This window comes from Simplicispira sp. GW247-4R2A, from assembly GCF_059424465.1.
Window position 1 is genome coordinate 29,839 of sequence record NZ_JBWKZM010000001.1, and the last position, 18,638, is coordinate 48,476.

The 18,638-nt window shown below is 66.3% G+C and carries 12 protein-coding genes; 3 read left to right on the forward strand and 9 right to left on the reverse strand.

The annotated features are described in order from the left end of the window. Positions 1 to 61: 61 nt before the first annotated feature. The 7 genes from AC07ZH_RS00165 to apaG all read right to left on the reverse strand — a co-directional run bounded on the left by AC07ZH_RS00165 (position 62) and on the right by apaG (position 6,800). Entirely contained in the window at positions 62 to 694 is a 633-nt protein-coding gene (locus AC07ZH_RS00165; RefSeq protein ID WP_119109400.1) for a glutathione S-transferase family protein, read from the reverse strand. A 97-nt stretch (positions 695 to 791) separates the two neighbouring features. After that, on the reverse strand, positions 792 to 1,484 hold the full coding sequence (locus AC07ZH_RS00170) for a helix-turn-helix transcriptional regulator (protein ID WP_495198051.1): 693 nt from the start codon (positions 1,482 to 1,484) through the stop codon (positions 792 to 794). Positions 1,485 to 1,515: 31 nt separating this feature from the next. Next, positions 1,516 to 2,490 carry a thiamine-phosphate kinase gene (gene thiL, locus AC07ZH_RS00175; protein WP_495198052.1) on the reverse strand — a complete coding sequence of 325 codons (975 nt, stop codon included), beginning with the start codon at positions 2,488 to 2,490 and terminating at the stop codon, positions 1,516 to 1,518. Positions 2,491 to 2,581: 91 nt separating this feature from the next. Beyond that, entirely contained in the window at positions 2,582 to 3,706 is a 1,125-nt protein-coding gene (locus AC07ZH_RS00180; RefSeq protein WP_119109397.1) for a YbdK family carboxylate-amine ligase, read from the reverse strand. Further along, positions 3,696 to 4,952 (reverse strand): cation:proton antiporter domain-containing protein, encoded by a 1,257-nt coding sequence (locus tag AC07ZH_RS00185; RefSeq protein WP_495198053.1) that lies wholly within the window; start codon positions 4,950 to 4,952, stop codon positions 3,696 to 3,698. Before AC07ZH_RS00185 ends, AC07ZH_RS00180 begins: the two co-directional genes overlap by 11 nt. 138 nt (positions 4,953 to 5,090) lie before the next feature. Beyond that, on the reverse strand, positions 5,091 to 6,407 hold the full coding sequence (locus AC07ZH_RS00190; RefSeq protein ID WP_495198054.1) for a cation:proton antiporter: 1,317 nt from the start codon (positions 6,405 to 6,407) through the stop codon (positions 5,091 to 5,093). 3 nt (positions 6,408 to 6,410) lie between these two features. Continuing rightward, entirely contained in the window at positions 6,411 to 6,800 is a 390-nt protein-coding gene (gene apaG, locus AC07ZH_RS00195) for a Co2+/Mg2+ efflux facilitator ApaG/CorD (protein WP_495198055.1), read from the reverse strand. A 31-nt stretch (positions 6,801 to 6,831) separates the two neighbouring features. On the opposite strand from apaG, the gene rpe reads away from it, so the two are divergent. Beyond that, positions 6,832 to 7,518 (forward strand): ribulose-phosphate 3-epimerase, encoded by a 687-nt coding sequence (rpe, locus tag AC07ZH_RS00200; RefSeq protein WP_495198056.1) that lies wholly within the window; start codon positions 6,832 to 6,834, stop codon positions 7,516 to 7,518. Between the two features lie 413 nt (positions 7,519 to 7,931). Further along, the gene (locus tag AC07ZH_RS00205; protein ID WP_495198057.1) at positions 7,932 to 16,328 is read left to right on the forward strand and encodes a glycoside hydrolase family 94 protein; all 8,397 of its coding nucleotides are present in this window, start codon (positions 7,932 to 7,934) and stop codon (positions 16,326 to 16,328) included. A 335-nt stretch (positions 16,329 to 16,663) separates the two neighbouring features. Here AC07ZH_RS00205 and AC07ZH_RS00210 read toward each other — a convergent pair whose 3' ends face one another. Further along, entirely contained in the window at positions 16,664 to 17,062 is a 399-nt protein-coding gene (locus AC07ZH_RS00210) for a hypothetical protein (protein WP_119109392.1), read from the reverse strand. 142 nt (positions 17,063 to 17,204) lie between these two features. On the opposite strand from AC07ZH_RS00210, the gene gph reads away from it, so the two are divergent. Beyond that, positions 17,205 to 17,915, forward strand: a complete 711-nt coding sequence (gene gph, locus AC07ZH_RS00215; RefSeq protein WP_495198058.1) for a phosphoglycolate phosphatase — start codon at positions 17,205 to 17,207, stop codon at positions 17,913 to 17,915. 47 nt (positions 17,916 to 17,962) lie between these two features. Here the strand turns inward: gph and AC07ZH_RS00220 are convergent, their stop codons facing one another. Further along, complete coding sequence (locus tag AC07ZH_RS00220) at positions 17,963 to 18,550, reverse strand: chalcone isomerase family protein (protein WP_119109390.1); 588 nt, start codon at positions 18,548 to 18,550, stop codon at positions 17,963 to 17,965. Positions 18,551 to 18,638: the final 88 nt, after the last annotated feature.

Below are 18,638 nucleotides of genomic sequence, written 5' to 3' on the forward strand. Positions count from 1 at the left end.
GTGCCACCGCTGCTGGCAGCGGTGGCACCGGGGGCGTTGCCCGGGAGGTGTGTTGTGGGGCTCAGGGCTTCTGCGCCTGCGCCATCAGCGCGTCGTCGATCTCTGTCGCACGCCGATAGGCGGGGCGCTGCAGATGGGGCTCGGCGTAGCGGGCGAACGCCGGGCGCTTTTCGATGCTGCCGAACTGCATGCCCCAGCCCAGGAACGCCGCCATGAACAGATCGGCCGCGGTGAAGTGGTCCGCGCACAGGTAAGGACCTTGTGAGACAGCCGCTTCCAGCGTGTCCATCACATCCTCGTAGCGGCCGTAACCTGCCTGAATTGCCTTGTCCGGCGGGGCCAGCAGGCCCAGGGACTTGGCCGTGGTCGCCGCTTCCATCGGGCCGCTGGCAAAGAACAGCCAGCGGTAGTAGGCGCCGCGCGCAGGGCTTGCCGGGGCCGGCGCCAGTTGCTTCTGCGGAAACTGGTCGGCCAGATAGGCGCAGATGGCCGCGACTTCGGTCACCACGGTGTCGCCGTGCCGCAGTGCGGGCACCTTGCCCATGGGGTTGATCTCCAGGTAGGCCGGCGCCTTCATTGTCGTGCCGTAGTCGAGCAGCACCGTCTCGTAGGCGGCGCCGCATTCTTCGAGCATCCAGCGTGCCACGCGGCCGCGCGACATGGGGTGGGTGTAGAGGGTGAAGGGATGGGCCATGGCGCTTCCTTGGGAGTTGAACGAAGGCGCCAGCGTAGGCTGCCGCCGTGTCAGAAACTGTCAGCAGTGGTGTGGGGTTGCGGCTTGCCCCGCCATGTCAGTCCAGCGCGAGCGGGTAGCCCATCTGGTCGCGCCAGCGCCGCATGAGCGTGTGGCGGCGCGCCGGGTAGCGCAGGCCGGTTTCGGTCAGCGCCACCACGCGGTCGGCACGAAAGTGGCGGAAGTCCTGGCGCAGTTCGCACCACGCTGCGAGCATGCGTGACTCCTGGAAGAAGGCCATGGCAAAGGGCCACACGGTGCGCTGGCTGACGGTTTCGTGCACATCGCGGTAGGCGATGTGCACCGACTGCTCGGTCCGGATGGCCCGGCGCAGCGTGGGCAGCCAGGGTTCGGGCGCGACCGGGCGCCCCGGCGGAACCAGCAGCCCGCTGGTGTCCACGGCCAGGCGCAAAGGCCCCGGCAAGGTGGCGCGGATGCGCTCCAGCGCCTGGCGCGCGGCCTGGGCCAGCGTGGGGTCGGCTTGCAGCGCCACCCAGCGCACACCCAGCACCAGGGCCTCGATCTCGTCCTCGCCAAACATCAGCGGCGGCAGCGTGAAGCCGGGCTGCAGCACATAGCCCATTCCGGCCGCGCCGTCGATCTGGGCGCCCTGTTCGCGCAGCGTCGCCACGTCGCGGTACAGGGTGCGTGGGCTCACGTGCAACTCGGCGGCCAGGGTGGTCGCGCTCACCGGGCGCCGGTGCCCGCGCAGGGCTTCGAGCAGTTGCAGCAGGCGGGCGGCGCGGCTCATGGCGATGGCATGGTGGCAGTCTGTGCTGGCTTCAGGCGAAGTGGTCGAAGGATGGGAAGGCCAAGCGCAGCTCGTGGCCCGCTGCATCCACCACGCGCAGGCCCGCTGCCGCCTCGATCTGGCCGATGCGCCGCACGGCCGTGTCGGCCTGCAGCGCCGCCGCGGCCACTGCCGCGCGCGCGGACGGCGGGGCGGTGAAGGCGATTTCGTAGTCGTCGCCGCCCGCGAGCACGCATCGCCGCCAGAAATCTTGTTCAAATTGGCCTCCAGCGCTTGATTGATAAGCGCTAGCAGCTAGCAATTCCATAGCTTTCTCCACCTGGATACTCGCCCCCACGCCCGAGGCCTGCAACACATGGCCCACATCGCCCAGCAGGCCGTCGCTCAGGTCGATGGCGCTGGTGGCGACGCCACGCAGCCGCTGGCCCAGCGCCACGCGCGGCGTGGGGCGCTCCAGCCGCTGGCGCGCAGTGGCGAGAACGTCTGCGGGCAGCGCGATGCGCCCCTGCAAGGCTTCGAGCGCCAGGCGGGCGTCGCCGAGCGTGCCGCTCACGTACAGGTCGTCGCCCACCTGTGCGCCACTGCGCAGCAGGGCCTGGCCCGTGGGTACTTCGCCGAACACGGTGATGCAGATGTTGAGCGGGCCGCGCGTGGTGTCGCCACCGACCAGTTCGCAGCCGTGCGCGTCGGCCAAGGCCAAGAGGCCGCGCGCAAATGCGGCCAGCCAGGCGTCGTCGGCCTGCGGCAGGGCGAGGGCCAGCGTGAAGGCGAGCGGCTCGGCGCCGCACGCCGCCAGGTCAGACAGGTTGACGGCCAGCGCCTTGTGGCCCAGCGCTTGCGGGTCTACATCGGCAAAGAAATGCCGCCCCTCGACCAGCATGTCCGACGAGACCGCCAGTTGCATGCCCAGGCGCGGCGCCAGCAGGGCGCAGTCGTCGCCCACGCCCAGGGACGCGCGGCGCACCGGGCGTTTGAAATACCTTGCAATCAGCTCGAATTCACCCATGGGCGTTCATTGTGGGGGCAAGGGCCGCCCCGGCATGCAAATGCCGTGTGCACTCCGGGTGCTGGGGGCGCCATCCTGGGGAGAAGGCGACTCAGGGGGGAGCCCCCCTGAACCGCTGCGCCGCCTGGCGGCTCACTTCGGCCAGCAACTGCTCTTCGCGCTGGCGCTCGCGCAGCCAGCGGGCGTCGTTCTGGCCGGCCGCCGCCTCGCTGCGCAGCAGGTGCAGGGCACCCGAGGCGCCATGCGCGGCAGCGTGCCCGGCAATCTGGTCGATGGTGCGCATGATGTGCTCGCGCAGCGGCATGTGGTCGCCGGTGGCGGGGTCCACATAGACCGCGTCCATGCCGAAGCGGCAGGCCTGGAAGCGGTTGTAGGTATAGACCAGGTAGTCGTCCTCCGTGGGCATGAAGGGCTGGTCGGCCAGGAACCAGGCGCCAAGCGACTGCACGAAGCCGGCCAGCGCGGCGGCGCGCTCAATCGTCAGCGGCGTGTCGAAGACGCGGATTTCAATCGTGCCGAATTCGGGCTTGGGACGGATGTCCCAGTAGAAATCCTTCATGCTCTTGACGACGCCGGTGCGCGTCATCTTGTTGAAATAGGCCTCGAAGTCGGCCCAGGTGAGCGCCATGGGCGCGCGGCCTGACAGCGGGAAGGCAAACACCGAGTTGAGCCGCGCCGAGTCGAACGCCGTGTCCTGCCCCTGCACATAGGGGCTGGACGCCGAGAGCGCAATGAAGTGCGGAATGAAACGCGACATGCGGTGCAGCATCAGCAGGGCCGAATCGGCGTCTGGGCAGCCAATGTGCACATGCTGGCCAAAAATGGTGAACTGCTTGGACAGGTAGCCGTAGAGCTGCGAGAGTTCCTGAAAGCGCGGCTTGTCGTAAATGCGCCGCTCGTGCCAGAGCTGAAAAGGGTGCGTGCCGCCGCCGACCACGGCGATGTTGAGTTTGTCGGCGCATTTGACCAATGCATCGCGGATCTGCGAGAGCTGCCCCAGCACCTCGCTGCTCGAATGGCAGATGCCGGTCGAGATCTCGATCATGCTGTTCGTCATCTCGGGCACCACCGTGCCCGGTAGCGGGTGGCGCTGCATCAGGCGCAGCATGTCGTCGGCGTAGGGCGCCAGGTCGTAATCGTGCGTGTTGACGAGCTGCAGTTCCAGCTCGACGCCCAGGGTGAGCGGTTCGGAGTGGGTGAAGGCTTCAAGACTCATGCGGGTCTCCGGTGCTCACACGCGTGGTCAGCGCCCAGGGTTTGGAACTCTCGCCGGCCTGGTAAATCGCGAGCGTGCAGATCACGGCGCCCACCACTTCCATCAGCAAGATCGCCGGCAGGGCGATCTGAGCGATCATCGGCCCGGTTTCGGGCGACTTCAGCACGAACTGCGAGGCGATGAGCAGGGCGATGGAGGACATCGGCGTCATCGCGCTCGCCACCCAGAGGGCTTGTCGCCAGCTCGCCCCACTGCCCACGTTGCCCAGGGCCACGCCCACCACCTTGGCCACGAGCCGGGCGGCAATCAGCGCCAGCACCAGTCCGGCGACGCGCCCGCTCCAGTCGGCCTGCGCCGCGACGGTGGAGACCAGTACGAACATCAGCATGGTCAGCAGCGCCGAGGCGTTGCCCAGGTGGCGCGGCCAGGCCCAGGGGCGTGGGTTGAGCTGTTTGAGCAGCATGGCGCCGAGCAGCGCGGCCAATGGCGCCGAGCCGCCCAGGTGCGCTGCCACGGCGGTGGCTGCCGCCACCAGCGTCAGCAGCAGCAGCGAGGTGTTTTCGCTCGTCGGGCTCATGAAGCGCAAGGCCGTGCGCAAGGTCAGCGCCAGCACCGCCGCCACCACAATCGAGACGCCCAGCACGACCATCACCGGATAGATCGTGTCGGTGAGCACAACGGCCGGCCGATTGATCAGCTCCGCGCCGGCGCTGCCCAGCGTGAGCGCGTACAAGGTGGAGAGGGTGGCCAGCACGATGGCGCGTTCGGTCACCGGGCCGGCGGCGCGGGTGTCGGCCACCACGCGCGTCAGCACCGAGGGCGATGCGGCCAGGGCGACGAGCGCCAGGGGGCTGGCCACGCGCTCTTCCAGCCCCAGCCACACGAGCAGCCAATGCACGGCGAAATAAGTCAGTGCCGATTCGGCAAAGCTCTGCACCAGCACCATGGGGTTGTGGCGAAACCAGCGCAGCGGAATGCGCCCGCCGGCCTCGAACAGCACCACGGCCAGGCCCAGTTCCAGCAGGAACAGGCTGCTGCCCTGCAGCGGCCAGGGAGCACCACTGAACCCGGCAAGACCAGCCACGGTGCCAACGACGGTGTAGCCGACCACCTTGGGCAAGCCGATGTGGCGCTGCAGCAAGTGACCCGTGATGGCCGCCACGGCCAGCAGCAGAGACCACTGCACGGTCGGAATTCCCGCCGAGGGGCGCAGCCACTGGGCCCAGAAGCTCAGGATTTCATTCATCAATAGGTTCCTTCAATCTGCCGGCATGGCCTGCAGACTTGTTTCCCAGGAGCCGGCCTGGGCGCCAGTCGAATATACAAGGCGCTTGGCGGGCCGCTGTGTCGGCGCGTGCCGCGCCCTTAGATCGCAAACACGTTCTTACGTGCTGCGCCCGATCGGCAGTTCTGCAGCGGCGTCGGCGGTGCCGGCCTGGTCGCCAGTGTGGCGGGACGCTTGGGCCGGCGCAGTGCTGGCGTGCCCGCCCTGGTTGGGCAAAGCCCCATTCTCCTCGACCTTGTCGCCCGACCAGCGCAGTGCACGCGCCGCAATGGGTGGCCCCAGGGTTTCCAGCAATGCCACGGCGGCAAGCACCACCGAGCCTACCAGCGCGCCCTTTTCCGGGAACAGGGTGAGCGTGGTGTTCACCAGGCCAATCGCGAGCCCGGCCATGGGTAGCAGCAAGAGACCGGTGCTGCCTGCCTGGCGCGCGCTTGCGCCCAGCAGCAGCGCCGAGCCGCCCACGCCCAGCCATTTGGCGGCGGCGCGTGCGCCGACAAATACCAGCACGGCCGGCCAATGGTCGACGATGGCGGCGACATGCAGGTTGGCGCCGGCGTAGACGAACAGCACGATGAAGAACAGTTCGAACGATGACCCGAACTCGATGTTGGCGATCAGCTTGGCGCGCTCCATGCTGCGCACCACCATGCCCAGCACCAGCGGCGCGAACAGCGCAGAGAGCTTGAGCACCAGCGCGGCGCCCACGGTCATCATCACGGCGCCGATGACCAGCGCCAGCTGGTACTGCTCGGCCACCTTGGTCTTGCGCGCTGCGAGATGCAGCAGGCTCCCCATGGCAAGCCCCAGCGCGCCCGAGCCCAGCACCTGGTACAGCGGGGCGCCGACCATCACGGCAAAGGGTGCATTGGCTTCGCCGTAGAGCGCCGGCAAGACTGCCGCAAAGGCGATAAAAGCAATCACGTTGTTCAGTGCCACCAACAGCATGGCACGCTCGGTCACCGGGCCTGAGGCCCGCATCTCATGGGCGACGTGAATGAGCACCGCGGGCGATGAGGAAATCGCGATGGTTGCGATCACGGCCGCCGCCAGCCCCGTGACGCCGACCTGCGCCAACCCGAAGAACACGGCCGCAAAAGTCAGTGCGCTCTCGGCCAGCGATACCAGCACCACCTGGCGATCCTGGGCGAAGCGCTTTGTATCGATCGACAATCCCAGGCGGTAAAGGATCAGCGCCAGTGCGACGTCTACCACGATGCGCGATTGCTCCAGACCTGCCTCGCTGATCACGCCCAGCACATTCGGGCCGGCGACAAAACCCACCACCATGAAGCCGGTGATGCTCGGCAACCAGCGCCAGCGGTGCGCGACATAGCCGCCCAATGCGCCACAAAACAGCAGAAAACCAAAGAAAAAAAGCGTATTGGCCGAGAGCGGCCAGTGGGGCAGGAACTCCATGCGTCAGTGCAGCACGCGCAATGCGCCGCCCTGGGCTGCATCCAGCACGAAGCGCGGGATGGGGATATCGAACGGGTCGCCTTCCTCGGTCACGAAGCGGTAGCTGCCCTCCATGCTGCCAGTCTCGCTGCGCAAATGGCATCCGCTGGTGTACTGAAAATGCTCCCCCGGCCGCAGCAGCGGCTGCTGGCCAACCACGCCCAGCCCGCGCACGTCGTCCTGCGTGCCCTCGGCGTCCTGGATGACCCAGTGTCGCGCGATGAGCTGCGCCGGGGCGGTGCCCGTGTTGGTGATGGTGATGGTGTAGCTGAAGGCAAACACATGGCGCTCGGGCGCGGACTGCTCGGCCAGGAAGGCCGTTTGCACGTCGATGTCAAAAGGAAGCTGCTGCATGGGGCGCATGGTAACTGCGACAATCGCTCGCATGAGCCGCACCTTCCGCATTGCCCCTTCGATTCTTTCAGCCGACTTTGCCCGCTTGGGCGAAGAAGTCAAGAGCGTCATCGCTGCCGGCGCCGACTGGATTCATTTCGACGTGATGGACAACCACTACGTCCCAAATCTCACGTTTGGCCCGATGGTCTGCCAGGCGCTCAAGCCCCACGCCAAGACGGCAGGCGGCATGCCCGTGCCGGTTGATGTGCACCTGATGGTCCAGCCGGTCGATGCGCTGGCGGCAGCCTTTGCCGAGGCGGGAGCCGACATCATCAGCTTTCATCCCGACGCGGTGCACCATGTGCACCGCAGCATCCAGGCGATTCGCGCCAGCGGGGCCAAGCCGGGCCTGGTTTTCAACCCGGCGGAGCCGCTCGATGTGCTTGACTGGGTGATCGACGACATCGACGTGATTCTCATCATGAGCGTCAACCCCGGCTTTGGCGGCCAGAGCTTCATCGATTCGGCGCTGCGCAAGATCGAAGACGTGCGCCGCCGCATCGATGCATGCGGCAAGGACATCCGGCTGGAAGTGGACGGCGGCATCAAGGAAAACAACATTCGCCGCGTGGCCAACGCCGGCGCCGATACCTTCGTCGCAGGCAGCGCCATTTTCGGCCAAAGCGACTACAAGGGCGTGATCGACGCGATGCGCGCACGACTGGCACAGGGCTGACCAGTCAGCTGTGGGGTGGTCAGCCCTGTGCAGGGGCTGCCAGGGCCTGGCCGGGGCAGGTATTGTCGGCATCTTCTCTGACAGACGTGCTGTTTGGGCAGACCTAGCATGGACTTTGCATCAAAGGGCTTGGCATGTGGGGTGTGTTTACGCCGAGCCGCAAAAGGCGAAGTTCCATGACAAACCGCTCCCATCCTTCCTTTTCTCTGCCCCGTACGCCTGGAAGCTCCGTTGTGGTGGAGCATGACAGCCTCCGACGCTATGTCTGTGCGTGTGATCGGGCCAATGGCGCCTGGCACAGAGTGTGTTGCACGGCGGAAGCACTGGATGCTTTTCTCAGTGGCCGCTCCGTCAGCATGGTCGCCGTGGCAAGCGGCCTGCTCGCTCTTAGCGTGTACTGGTAAACAGCAACTTTGACCTTTCCCGTGGCGCTGCGCAACTTCACAGCCAGGCGCGCGAACAGCAGCGGCGGCTTCCAAGGTTTTCTGAACCCACAAATGGGCGAGTTGGAGCCGCCCATTCGTTCGGAAATTTTCGGTGTTGCCCGCCTGGAGCAGCATGGGATAAGTTTGGCGCAAGCGCATTTCGACAGCGGCAGTGCGCTGTCACCGGCGCGCCCCTTTTATCCGCGACTTCAGCAGAACCTTCGGGTATTGCGCCAGTCGCACGCCTACATCGCCGAGCAGGAGCGCACGGGCCACCATGTGAGCCCTGCAGGCGAATGGCTGCTCGACAATTTTCAGATGCTCATGGCGCAGACCGATGAGATCGGCTTGCACTTGCCCAGACGCTACTACGCGAGCCTGCCCGTTCTCAGGGGTGAGCACCTGGCCGGCATGCCCCGCATCTATGGCGTAGCGTGGGCATTTGTGGCGCACACAGACAGCGCCATCGACAGCGATCTGCTGGTCAGCTTTCTGAACGCCTACCAGACGGTGAGCGAACTGACGTTTGGTGAAATCTGGGCGCTTGCGCCTACGCTGCGCGTGCTGCTGGTGGAAAATCTGCGCCGCCTGGCGGAACGGGTGGCGACGGCCATGGCGGCGCGGCAGGCCGCGGATCGGTGGTGCGATGCGCTGCTGGAATCCGGCGCGCCCCGTCCTGAAGCGCTGGAGCAGCGGTTCGATGCCATGGCGCGACGTGGTGTGGGCCGACCCTTTGCACTGCAGGTACATGAAAGGCTGAACACCGACAGCCTTGATTTCGCCACGCCACGGTTGACCCTGCCAGGCGCTGCACTCGATCCGGTGCGCGCAAGCCTGTCCAGGCTGTTGCCCGATCCTTCCTCTGCCCAGGTCGAACAGCATGTGGAAAAGGCCGCCGACAATCTGAGCATGCGCAACGCCATTCTGGCGCTGCATACCCTGGAGGATGCCGACTGGCGAGAAGTGGTGAACCACACCAGCGTGCTGGTGCGTACCCTGCAGGCATCGTCCACGTTCCTGGCGGAGCGCGAAGACACGCAAGACGTCAGCTTGTTTGCCATCCAGCGTCTCGCCCGGCGCAGCCCGCACAGCGAATCCTTCATTGCCGGCCAGTTGCTGGCGCTGATGCCCCCAGAAGGCGTGGCGGGTGCTGGCGCAAGGGGGGCGGCAAGTGCCAGCCAGGCGCCAGGCGAGAGGGACGAAGACCCTGGCGACGCGTTGGCAGCGCCTGGGTACTGGTTGCGCGGACCGGGCCGCAAGGCGCTGTACACGGTCTTGGGCATGCGCACGCAGCGTCTCTGGGTCGCTCGGCAATTGTTGCGGCGCAGCATCCTGCCCGCCTATGTGGCCGTGCTCTTGGTGGGAAGTGTGGCCGCGGCGGCGTGGTTGTTGTTGGGGCAGGATTTTTCGTGGCGCTCCACTCCTGGCACTGTACTGTGGGGCCTGGGCCTGCTGGCCATTTTTCCTGCGGGGGAGGCCGTCCTTGCCGTGGTGCATCGCCTGCTCAGCGAGTCCCTGCCGCCCAGGCGTCTTGCGCGGTACGCATTGTTGTCGGGTATTCCGCCCGAGCACCGCGTGCTCGTGGTGGTGCCGGCGATGCTGACATCGTTGAAGACCGTGCACGAGCTGGCGCTGCAACTGGAACAGCATTACCTTGCCAACAGCGAGGCCTGCGCCCAGTTTACCCTATTGAGCGACTACGCCGATGCCGATGCCGCCATGCAGCCAGGGGACGCCGCGCTGTTGGCGCAGGCGCAATCGGAGCTTGAGGCGCTGGAGGCGCGGTACCGCCAAATGGACCTGAAGGGCGCGCCGCGCCGTTTTCTGTTGCTGCACCGTGAGCGCAGCTGGGCGCCGACCGAACGCCGCTGGATTGGCTGGGAGCGCAAACGTGGCAAGCTTGAACGCCTGGTTCAGCTGCTTGCAGAAGGTGGCGAATCGCCTTTCGTGGACCTGGGGCCGTTGTCGCAACCAGTGGCTGCCACGCCGTATATCGTGACGCTCGATAGCGACACCGGCCTGCCACCTGGAACCCTGCGGGCCTTGGTGGGCGTGGCTGCGCACCCGCTCAACCACCCACAGGTGGATGGCCAACTGCGGCGGGTCGTTTCGGGATTTGGCATTTTGCAGCCCCGCCTGACCACCCCCTTGCCTGAACCTGCCACGGCGACGCCGTTCCATTGGCTGTTTTCGGGCCGCTGCGGTATCGACCCCTACAGCGCCGCCACGTCCGAGATCTACCAGGACCTGTTTTCCGAAGGAAGCTTTGTTGGCAAAGGCCTGCTGAACGTGCGTGCCATGCATGCGGTGTTGGGCCAGAGGCTGCCAGAGGGCCAGATTCTCAGCCACGACCTGCTTGAAGGCTCAATCGCGCGCTGCGCCACGGTGAGCGACATCACGCTGATGGAAGACGCGCCGCTGCACGCCGACGTGGCGGCCGCCCGTATTCACCGTTGGACGCGCGGGGACTGGCAGTTGCTGCCGCTCATGCTTCAGTGGCGCCGCTATGCCCTGCTCGGAATTGCCCGCTGGAAACTCATCGACAACCTGCGCCGCTCGCTGGTGGCGCCGGCGTCGGTGGCCTTGCTGGTGCTGGCGCTGGCGGGTGCGCCCCTCTCTCCCTGGGCCACGCTGGCGTGGGTGCTGCTGGCTTTCGGCGCTGGTCCGCTGATCGGTGCGCTGGCTGGCTTGGCCCCTGCTCGCGACAATGTGGCCATTGAATATTTCTACCGGCAAGCCGCAAAAGAGGTGTTGCGCGCCTTTGGCAGCACGCTGTGGAATCTTGTCACGTTGCTGCAGCAGGCCATGCTGTTGCTCCACGCGGCAGCCAGCGCGCTGTGGCGCAGTTTTGTCAGCCACCGAGGCCTGCTGCAATGGACCACGGCGGCGAGCGCGCAGGCAGCTGCCCAGACCCGCTTGACAGGTCTCGTCGTCGCGCACGCCCCCGTCACCTTGGCGTCGGCGCTGCTCTGGCTGCTGCTGTGGCGGCAGAACACCGCGTGGCCTGTGTTCAGTGCGCTGCTTTGTGCCACTTGGGCGGCGACGCCTGTCTGGATCTGGCTGGCCAGCCGTGCCTGGGGCGTCCAGTTCAGGCCGCAGGCTACCCCGCGGGAAAATGCCTATCTGACGGGGATCGCCCGCGACACCTGGGGGTTCTTTGTTCGCCATGTCGGAGAGCCAACGCACCACCTGCCGCCCGACAATGTGCAGACCGTGCCCAGCACCATGGTGGCCGAGAGAACCTCACCCACCAACATTGGTCTGTATCTGGTGGCGGTGGCCTGCGCGCGCTCTTTTGGCTGGATTGATACCGCGCAGATGCTGGCACGCTGTGAGGCCACGCTGGGCACGCTCGACACGCTCCCGCGCTACCAGGGGCATCTCTTCAATTGGTACGACACCCGCACGCTGGACGTGCTCACACCGAGCTACGTGTCGACAGTCGACAGCGGCAACCTGTGTGGCCATCTGCTGGCGCTTTCCGGTGCTTGCGAGGCACTGTGGGCGCATTCGGAGGAAGACGTCCCCGCGCCGCTCGCCGACCGGCTGCAAGCCGTGTCTGCGCGTTGCCGCCAAATGGCGGTGCAGGCGCAGTTTGGGTTTCTGTACCACCCGGGCAAGCGTTTGTTCCACATTGGCTACCGGGTGGCGGACGCAGCGCTCGACAACAGCTTTTACGACCTGCTGGCGTCGGAAGCACGGCTCGCCAGTCTGTGGGCCATCGCCAAGGGCGATGTGCCGGCGGAGCACTGGGGGGCGCTGGGGCGGCCGTACTATGGCGTGGGCAAGCATGCGGCCTTGCGCTCCTGGTCGGGCTCCATGTTCGAGTACCTGATGCCGGCCCTGTTGCTCGATGAGCCGGTGGGCAGTGCGCTCAATACCGCGGCATGGTCGGCGATTTACGAACAACAGCGTTATGCGCAGCGATGTGACGTGCCGTGGGGCATTTCGGAATGCGCGTATGCCGCAGGCGACCACACGTTGGCCTACCAATACGCCCCTCAGGGGGTGCCGCGACTGGCGCTGCGTCGCACGCCTGCCGACGATCTCGTGGTGGCCCCGTATGCAACCGGTTTGGCGGTGATGTTTGACGCGCCCGCCGCCGTGGCCAATTTTCACCGGCTCGAAGCCTTGCACGCCCGCGCTGACGTGGGCTTTATTGAGGCGCTCGACTACAGCCCGGAGCGCCAGAGCGCTACCAGCCGTTTCCAGCCCGTGTCCACTTTCATGGCGCACCACCAGGGCATGACGCTGGTGGGTTTGGCCAATGTGTTGCTCGATTCGGCCCCGCGCCGCTGGACCATGGCAGACCCGCGTCTGCGCGCCGTCTCGGGCCTGTTGCAGGAAGCCATCCCGCGCGAGATTCCGCGCCTCGTCGAGCCGCTGATGCAGCCGCGCCGTGCGCTGCGCGCCACGGCGCGGGTCTCGCCATCGCGGGCCGTGGTGCCTGGAGCCACGGCCATCGAACCCACCTTGTTGCTGTCCAACGGCAAGTACAGCGTGTCCCTGCGCGCCAATGGCGCCGGGTGGAGCCGCTATGGCAGCGCCGATATCTCACGCTGGCGAGAAGATGCCTTGCGCGATGCCTATGGCCACTTTGTCTACCTGCGCCGCGTGGGGGGCACTCAGCAGGGTGAATCGCCCCTGGTGTCGATCACGCAGCATCCGGCGGCGGATCCGCGTGCGGCCTACCGTGCCACCCTGCATGGCGACCATGCCAGTCTGCATGCCGAGTGGGCGGATCTGCGCAGTTGCTGCACCGTCCGGGTCAGCCCGGAAGACGATGTGGAGCTGCGGCGCATCGAGCTGTGGAATTTGACCTCGGCGCCCATCGAGCTGGAGCTGTTCTCGGCGTTCGAGGTGTCGCTGATGGAAGCCCGCGCCGACGAGGCGCATCCGGCGTTCGCCAACCTGTTCGTGAAAGCCGAGTGGGTGAACGCCGATCAGGCGCTGTACTTTGACCGGCACCCCCATACCAGCGACGAGCAGCCCTTGTATGCGGTGCATTTTCTCGCCCACAGCGAGGGCGAGCCGCTGGCGCTTCGGGTGCAGACCGACCGCGCAGCGTGGCTCGGTCGCAACCGCGACGCTGCCGCTCCACTGGCACAGTGCGATGCGCCTCCTGCCGGGAAGACCACCTTGCCAACGGGCCTGGATCCCGTGGCGGTTCTGTCGCTGCGCCTCGTGGTGCCAGCGCAGTCGCACAGACAGTTCACGCTGGCTACGGCCGCAGCCAACCACCGCGATGCGCTTGAGACGCTCGTCGACCGGTACCGCCAGCCAGCCGTGGTGGAGCGCGCTGTGCTGATGTCTGCCACTTTGGCCGCGGTGCGCATGCGCGATATGGGCATCGTGCGCGAAGACCGCGCGGCCATTCAGACGCTTTCCACCCTGATCGCCATGCTGCACGCCCGTCCCGGCCCGCGGGCCCTGCCCACCGGTGGAAAGTATCTGGGCGACCGGCGCACGCTGTGGCGCTTCGGCATCTCGGGCGATCGCCCCATGCTGTTGGTGGAAATCAGCGCGGGGCACGGGGTGCGGCTGGTGCGCTCGATGGTGCAGGCGCTGCGGCTGTGGTCCTGGGGGGGGCTGCCATGTGACCTGGTGGTGGTCAACGCTGAACCACCGTCCTACCAGATGCCGCTGCAGCTCGCCCTTCAGGAACTGCAGGAAGTCCACAAGGCGCAGAGCACGGACGTGGACCCGGCGCGGGCCTGCGGCATGCACCTGTTGCGCCTGCCCGAACTCTCCGACCAAGAACTCACGACGCTGCGCATGCTGGCGCGGGTGCGCTTGTCGGCCGACGGGCGGCCGCTGCCGCAGCAAGTGCACGACCTGGCGCAATGGCACGACGCTGCGCTGGATGCACGCATCGACCAGAACCCTGCGTCGCCGAATCCGCCACTCGCCGGCAACCCAGGCGGTGCGCCGACAGGCGAATTCGACGCGCAGAGCGGAGCGTTCCGCTTTGACATCACAGCGCAACAGCAGCTCTCGCGCCCGTGGATCAATGTGCTGGCCAACCCGGATTTCGGCACGCAGGTGTCGGAAGCCGGCGCCGGCTACAGCTGGGCCGGCAACAGCCAGCAGCACAAGCTCACGGTCTGGTCCAACGATCCCGTCTCCGACCCGGGCGGCGAGACCTTCTGGCTGCAGAACGTGCGCACCAAGGCGCTGTTTGGCGTGGGCAAAGGGTTCGAAGGCGTGCGCAAGATCGAGCACGGCCAGGGGCTCACCGTGATTGAGCAGCGCCATGGCGATCTGGCGGTGCGCACGAGCTGGTGCGTGGACCCGCAGCGCCCGTTCAAACAAGTGCACCTGGCCATCACCAACCTCGGGAGTGAGACGCTGCGCCTGCGTGCTGTCGGTCTGATCGAGTGGGTGATGGGCAGCCAGCGCCTGGACCGCCAGAGCGTTGCCACCGCGTGCGATGGCGGCGAGATGGCTGCTGCGCCCAGCGCACCGGTGCCGGTGCTGCTTGCCATCCAGCGCGACGCCCAATCGGGCTACGGTGGTAGCACGGCGTTCTTTGCCGTTTGCACGCCGCAGGCGCAGCCTGCGCCTATCGACTGGACCTGCGACCGGCGCGAGTTTTTTGACGCGCGCGGCCACCGTGTCGTGCCCGATCACCTGGCCGAGCAGGCAGGTCTGGGGCTGGACCCTTGTGCTGCGCTGTCGTGCCCGCTGGAGGTGCCGGCCGGATCTGGCCGGGATTGCGTCTTTCTGCTGGGCCATGGTGCAAGCCACGAGGAGGCGCTTGCGCTCGCTCGGGTGTGTCTGGATGAAAGCGCGGCGCAAGACGCCTCGCGCCGGGAAACGGCGGCGCATGCGCAGTGGGCGCAACTGCTGGCGCCCGTGCAGGTGCAAACGCCCGACCCCTTGTTCGATGCGCTGGTCAACCACTGGTTGCTGTACCAGGCAGTGGGTTGCCGCATGTGGGGGCGTGCGGGGTTTTACCAGGCGGGCGGCGCTTTCGGTTTTCGCGACCAACTTCAGGACGCCATGGCCCTGGCCATCGTGGCGCCGGACTTGCTGCGCCAGCAGCTCCTGCTGTCGGCGTCGCGCCAGTTCGAGGAAGGCGACGTGCAGCACTGGTGGCACCCGCCCACGGGCGCCGGGGTGCGCACCCACTGCTCCGATGATCTGCTGTGGCTGCCCGAAGCCGTGGCGCGCTACGTTCAAGTGACGGGCGATGTGGCCGTGCTTGACGAAGCGGTGGCATTTCTGGACGGGCCGGCCATACCCGAAGGTGGGCACGACGCCTACTTCGTGCCGACCGTGAGCAGCGCGTCGGCCAGCCTCTATGAGCACTGCGCCCGGGCCTTGGACAGCAGCCTCAAGGTCGGCGTGCATGGCCTTCCCCTGATCGGCTCCGGCGACTGGAACGACGGCATGAACCTTGTCGGCGACAAGGGGCGCGGCGAATCGGTCTGGCTGGCCTGGTTCCTGTGCGCCGTGACCGATGCGTTCCTGCCCCTGGCCGAGGCACGCGCCGACCATGAACGCGTTGACCGCTGGCGCCAGGCCGCGCAAGGCTGGCGCGTGGCGTTGGCCGGACCGGCCTGGGACGGCGCGTGGTTCAAACGCGCCTTCTTCGACGACGGCACGCCGCTGGGCACGCGCGACGCGGCCGAGTGCCGCATCGACCTGATTGCACAGGTCTGGAGCGTGCTGTCCGGGGCGGCAACGCCCGAGCGCCAACACCTGGCCATGGCTGCGGTCGCTGAGCTGTTGGTGGACGAGCGCGCCGGCCTCAACCGCCTGCTCACGCCGCCGCTGCAGCACATGGAGCCAAGCGCCGGCTATATCCAGGCCTATCCGCCCGGTGTGCGGGAGAACGGCGGCCAGTATTCGCACGCCGGCGTCTGGAAGCTGATGGCCCAGGCGCGGCTGGGCGACGGGGATGGCGCCTACCGCACCTTTACCCAGCTGAGCCCGGCGCACCGCAACGCCGATCCAGAGCAAAAGGCGGCCTACGCGCTCGAACCCTATGCCATGGCGGGCGATGTCTACACCGAGGCGCCGTATGTGGGCCGAGGAGGGTGGAGCTGGTACACCGGGTCAGCGGCCTGGATGCACCGTGCGGCGGTCGAATCCATTCTGGGCCTTGAAGTGCAGGCAGAGCGCGTGCGCCTGCGGCCCTGCCTTCCTGGCCATTGGCCGCAGATTCACCTCCAATTGGTCCGAGGCGGCGCCACGCACCAGTTCACGGTGTGCTTCGACGATGCGCACGACGTGGTTTCTGATGCCCGCCAGAAGGGCGTGCAGATGCTGGGGGGAGGGGAGTGGGCTGTGTTGCCGACTGGTGACGAAGGCGGCCGCTACTTGGTGGTCGTCTCGCGTAATGCGGCACCGAAACAGGTTGCCTCGGTGCCTACGGTGTAGGGCATGTACCGGGGCAGGTGGTATCGGCATCGGCCTGTGGTCTTGCGCGCAGGGCAATGCCGGCGGTAGGGCCATGCTGAACAAGTCCCTCACGCGCCGCGCATCCGTGCTTCGGGCGGTCTGCTGCGTTGCAAATCCTCGCCATAGCTGCGGCTATGGCTGCGGTTTGCGCCTTGCATCCCATCCCAATGCACGGCGCGCGTCATCGCGCTGACTTATTCAGCATCGCCTTAGGTCGGACAGAGACATACAAAAAGGTAGGTCGCTGTGCACGCCTACCTTGCGGTTTGAAAGTGGAGCCCGTTTTTGCGAGGCCCGATCTGCTTGCCCTAGGGTTACTTGGGTTCGACGACCGTCGTGGTGGTGGTCACGCTCTCGCGCAGCAAACCGCCCTCCTTCACCGAGCCGCTGACCTTGCTTGCATCCTGCACACGGGCTACGCAAGCGGCTTGGTCCTCGTGGTTCTTGAACACGTCGCAGCGTTGCAAGGCGTTGTCGGCCAGGCGCGTGGCATCGTCGCTGGTCAGATTGCCGCGGCGCGAAGCCTGCAAGGCAGCGCCGGCTTCCCGGAGGCAGGTATCGCGTGCCTCCCAGGTGTTGCCGCTCAGGCAGGCTTGGCGGTCTTGCTCGTAGCGTTGGTGTGCCGCGTCGCTGGGTGCGGCGGCCTGTGCTGTGCCGACCAGCAGCAGTAGCGTCAGGGGCGCAAGCGACAAGGTGTATCGAATGGGGTGCATGGCAATTCCTTTGTGGTGCAGTGCTCTGCCGGAAGGCAGGGCATGGCCAGCAGCATGGCCTGCCCATGGGGGGCTGTCTGTCAGACGTTGATGACAGCGCACGTCCCCTAAACTCGCACACTTTCTTGCTTGGAGGGGCAGCATGGCCATATTGGGGGTGTCGGGGTACAGGTTCGATGTGGACGCCGCGATGGTCGATCTGGATGGCACGATGGTGGACACGCTGGGCGATTTCACCGAGGCACTGGGCCGCATGCTCGCAGAGCTCGATTTGCCAGCGATTGGCGCCGGGTTGATCGGAAAAATGGTCGGCAAGGGCTCCGAGCATTTGCTCAAATCCGTGCTAAATCACGTGCTCCGGCAGAATGGCCAAGCGATTGATGCTACTGAAATAGAAGCGCTCTACACCCGCGCCTGGCCCGCTTACCAGCAGCACTACCACGCCATCAACGGCCAGTACGCACAGGTCTATCCAGGGGTGCGCGAGGGCCTGGAGTCGCTCGCCGGTGCCGGCCTGCGCCTGGCCTGCGTCACCAACAAGCCCACGGCGTTCGCCGAGGCGCTGCTCGTCGGCACGGGCCTGCGTGCCTTGTTTGTTCAGGTATCGGGTGGCGATGCCTTCGAGGCGAAGAAGCCCGATCCCCTGCCGCTGCTGCGCACCTGCGACGCCCTGGGCGTGCAGCCGGCGCGCACCTTGATGATTGGCGACTCGGCCAACGACGCCCAAGCGGCACGCGCTGCAGGCTGTCCGGTACTGCTGGTGACCTACGGCTACAACCATGGCCGTCCAGCGCGCGAGGTGGACGCCGACGCCTGGGTGGATTCGCTTGCAGCGCTCGCCCATGGCGCTTGAAGCGACAGGCCTCAAGCTTGCTCGCTCGGTACGGCGAAACAGAAGGCTCAGTCCTTGCCGAGCAGGGCGTCCTTGAGCTTCCAGTCGGCCGGCTTGTTGCCCAGCCAGATACCGAGCAAGGCATTGAAGAAGGCGGGCTCCTTGAACGGTTCGCCCTGGACCACGCCCTTGACCGTGATGATGGTGCCCTTGCCTGGCACCCAATCGATCATGAAGCTGTCGCCTGCCTCAAGCTTTTTGTGGTCAGAGAAAATCTGGCTCATGCGCAGCACGCCAGGGATGAGCTTGGAGAATGAGGCGCGGTCCATGTTGTCTTCCATGCCGCGGGAGAACAGCTTGCCTAGTTCCGTCGAATCGATTTCGCGCAGCATGGTGATGGACAGGCGCTTGGGCCCTGCCAAGGCAAACACTTCCGCCGGTGTCGAGGCCTTCTTTTCCAGGTACAAGCCTGCGGTATAGACCTTGAAAATGGCTTTGTAGCGAATGCCTGCACCATTGAGTTGCAGCGCGGAATCCTGCAGCTTCATGCTGTCCGCGTATTTCACATCCGCCAGAGTGACGGGAGCCGCATAAGTGCCTGCAGCCAGCAGGGCGCTGAGAAGACAGGTGAGGGCGGTACGGGAAAACCGTGGCATAGCGACTCCTAAAAAAAGAACGTTCGTACTATTTTATTGAGTGTTGCAAATTGTTCTGGCTTGCGCAACAGGGTTTTCGCTTAACAGC

What these genes read in the sequence shown, in the direction of transcription:
- AC07ZH_RS00165 (WP_119109400.1), bottom strand. Translation starts at nt 694, where the DNA reads ATGGCCCATCCCTTCACCCTCTACACCCACCCCATGTCGCGCGGCCGC.
- AC07ZH_RS00185 (WP_495198053.1), bottom strand. Translation starts at nt 4,952, where the DNA reads ATGAATGAAATCCTGAGCTTCTGGGCCCAGTGGCTGCGCCCCTCGGCG.
- apaG (WP_495198055.1), bottom strand. Translation starts at nt 6,800, where the DNA reads ATGCAGCAGCTTCCTTTTGACATCGACGTGCAAACGGCCTTCCTGGCC.
- gph (WP_495198058.1), top strand. Translation starts at nt 17,205, where the DNA reads ATGGCCATATTGGGGGTGTCGGGGTACAGGTTCGATGTGGACGCCGCG.
- AC07ZH_RS00180 (WP_119109397.1), bottom strand. Translation starts at nt 3,706, where the DNA reads ATGAGTCTTGAAGCCTTCACCCACTCCGAACCGCTCACCCTGGGCGTC.
- AC07ZH_RS00220 (WP_119109390.1), bottom strand. Translation starts at nt 18,550, where the DNA reads ATGCCACGGTTTTCCCGTACCGCCCTCACCTGTCTTCTCAGCGCCCTG.
- AC07ZH_RS00170 (WP_495198051.1), bottom strand. Translation starts at nt 1,484, where the DNA reads ATGAGCCGCGCCGCCCGCCTGCTGCAACTGCTCGAAGCCCTGCGCGGG.
- AC07ZH_RS00190 (WP_495198054.1), bottom strand. Translation starts at nt 6,407, where the DNA reads ATGGAGTTCCTGCCCCACTGGCCGCTCTCGGCCAATACGCTTTTTTTC.
- rpe (WP_495198056.1), top strand. Translation starts at nt 6,832, where the DNA reads ATGAGCCGCACCTTCCGCATTGCCCCTTCGATTCTTTCAGCCGACTTT.
- AC07ZH_RS00210 (WP_119109392.1), bottom strand. Translation starts at nt 17,062, where the DNA reads ATGCACCCCATTCGATACACCTTGTCGCTTGCGCCCCTGACGCTACTG.
- thiL (WP_495198052.1), bottom strand. Translation starts at nt 2,490, where the DNA reads ATGGGTGAATTCGAGCTGATTGCAAGGTATTTCAAACGCCCGGTGCGC.